The following is a 2,234-nucleotide window of genomic DNA, read 5'->3' on the forward strand; positions in this document are numbered from 1 at the left end:
CCCGCGCGCTCGCGACCGCGACGCGCGCCACGAAGGACGCCGCGCTGCACGCGCTCGCCGACGCGCTGGTCGCCGCGACCGAGGAGATCGTCGCCGCGAACGCGCTCGACCTCGAGAAGGGCCGGGCCGACGGCATCTCCCCGGGGCTCCTCGACCGTCTTGCTCTCACCCCCGACCGCGTCGCGGCGATCGCCGACGCACTGCGCGAGCTCGCCGGCCTGCCCGACCCGGTCGGCGAGGTCGTGCGCGGCTCGACGCTGCCGAACGGCCTCCGGCTGCGCCAGCTGCGCGTCCCCATGGGCGTCGTCGGCATGATCTACGAGGCCCGGCCGAACGTGACGGTCGACGCCGCGGGGCTCGCGCTCAAGTCCGGCAACGCGGTGATCCTGCGCGGCGGGTCCGCGGCGGCCCGCAGCAACGAGGTCATCGTCCGGGTGCTGTCCGACGCGCTCGTCGCGCAGCGGCTCCCGGGCGACCTCGTCCAGTCCATCGACGCGTGGGGCCGCCCCGGCGCCGTCGCGCTCATGCACGCGCGCGGGCTCGTCGACGTGCTCGTGCCGCGGGGGGGAGCGGACCTCATCGCGACCGTCGTGCGCGAGTCCACGGTGCCCGTGATCGAGACCGGCGTCGGCAACGTGCACGTCTACGTCGACGAGAGCGCCGACCTGTCCGTCGCGCTGCCGATCCTGCTCAACGCCAAGACCCAGCGCGTCGGCGTCTGCAACGCCGCGGAGACGCTGCTCGTGCACGAGGGCGTCGCCGACGAGTTCCTGCCCGTCGCGCTGGCGGCGCTCGCGGACGCGGGCGTCACGATCCACGGCGACGAGACGACGCTGCGGCTCGCGCCCGAGGAGGTCTCCGTCGTCGCCGCGACCGACGAGGACTGGGCGACGGAGTACCTGTCGCTCGACCTCGCGGTCCGCGTCGTCGAGGACCTCGACGAGGCGCTCGACCACATCCGCACCTGGAGCTCGGGGCACACCGAGGCGATCGTCACCCGCGACCTCGCGGCGTCCGAGCGGTTCGTCGCCGAGGTCGACTCCGCGGCCGTCATGGTGAACGCCTCCACCCGGTTCACCGACGGCGGCCAGCTCGGCCTCGGTGCCGAGATCGGCATCTCCACCCAGAAGCTGCACGCCCGCGGCCCGATGGGCCTCGCCGAGCTCACGACCACCAAGTGGGTCGTGCAGGGCGACGGGCACGTCCGGCCCTGAGGCCACAGCGCGTCGTGCGACACTTGTCGCTCCCCGACAACACCCCAGGAGGAACACCGTGCACAGCGCACTGATCGCCGCCGCCGAGGAAGCCGCCGAGCACGTCAACGAGCTCCCCTTCTCGCCCGTGGTGTTCGGGATCGGGGCGTTCGTCGGCCTCGTCGCCATGCTGCTGTTCACCTTCGCGTTCCGGAGCGTCGGGACCCGCCACTGAGCGCGGCGGGGAGCGACGGTCCGATGACGCAGCGGCGACCCCGTCTGGGTGTGATGGGTGGCACGTTCGACCCCGTCCACCACGGTCACCTCGTCGCCGCGAGCGAGGTCGCGGACCGGTTCGACCTCGACGAGGTCGTGTTCGTCCCCACGGGCCAGCCGACGTTCAAGCAGGAGCAGGACGTCTCGGTCGCGGAGCACCGCTACCTGATGACCGTCATCGCGACGGCGTCGAACCCGCGGTTCACCGTGAGCCGCGTCGACATCGAGCGTCCGGGGCTGACGTACACGGTCGACACGCTCCGTGACCTCGAGACGCTGCGCCCGGACGCCGACCTCTTCTTCATCACGGGTGCCGACGCGATCGAGCAGATCCTCACGTGGAAGGATGCCGAGGAGCTGTTCGCCATGGCGCACTTCGTGGCGGTGACCCGTCCGGGTCACACGTTGTCGGTCGACGGCCTGCCCGCCGACCGTGTGAGCATCCAGGAGATCCCCGCCCTGGCGATCTCCTCGACCGACGTCCGCGCGCGGGCACGCGCCGGCCAGCCGGTCTGGTACCTCGTCCCCGACGGGGTGGTCCAGTACATCGCGAAGCACAGGTTGTATCGAGGTCAGTCATGAGTGAACCGGGAGAGCGGCGCCGTCGCCGCGAGCTCGAGCGCGCCGCCGCCGAGCAGGAGGCCGCCCAGGGGCAGTCGTCCCGTCGCGCCATGCGCGAGCAGACGACGGGTGGCTCCGGCGTGCCGTCCTGGTCGCAGCCGGCCGACGAGCAGCCGGCGCGGTCCCGCCGGTCGAGCCGCGACA

4 protein-coding genes are annotated in these 2,234 nt (G+C 72.8%); all 4 read left to right on the forward strand.

Translation table 11 applies throughout. The annotated features are described in order from the left end of the window. The coding region (locus HGA02_RS17045; RefSeq protein WP_168680367.1) for a glutamate-5-semialdehyde dehydrogenase at positions 1-1,214 on the forward strand (1,214 nt) is incomplete at its 5' end. Between the two features lie 58 nt (positions 1,215-1,272). Then, positions 1,273-1,428 carry a hypothetical protein gene (locus HGA02_RS17050; protein ID WP_168680369.1) on the forward strand — a complete coding sequence of 52 codons (156 nt, stop codon included), beginning with the start codon at positions 1,273-1,275 and terminating at the stop codon, positions 1,426-1,428. 23 nt (positions 1,429-1,451) lie between these two features. Further along, entirely contained in the window at positions 1,452-2,051 is a 600-nt protein-coding gene (gene nadD / locus HGA02_RS17055) for a nicotinate-nucleotide adenylyltransferase (RefSeq protein WP_168680371.1), read from the forward strand. Further along, positions 2,048-2,234: hypothetical protein (locus tag HGA02_RS17060; RefSeq protein WP_168680372.1), on the forward strand; the 187-nt coding region annotated here is incomplete at its 3' end. The genes nadD and HGA02_RS17060, both read left to right, overlap by 4 nt.

Source organism: Cellulomonas septica (assembly GCF_012396155.1).
Taxonomy (GTDB): Bacteria; Actinomycetota; Actinomycetes; order Actinomycetales; family Cellulomonadaceae; genus Cellulomonas; species Cellulomonas septica.

What these genes read in the sequence shown, in the direction of transcription:
- nadD (WP_168680371.1), top strand. Translation starts at nt 1,452, where the DNA reads ATGACGCAGCGGCGACCCCGTCTGGGTGTGATGGGTGGCACGTTCGAC.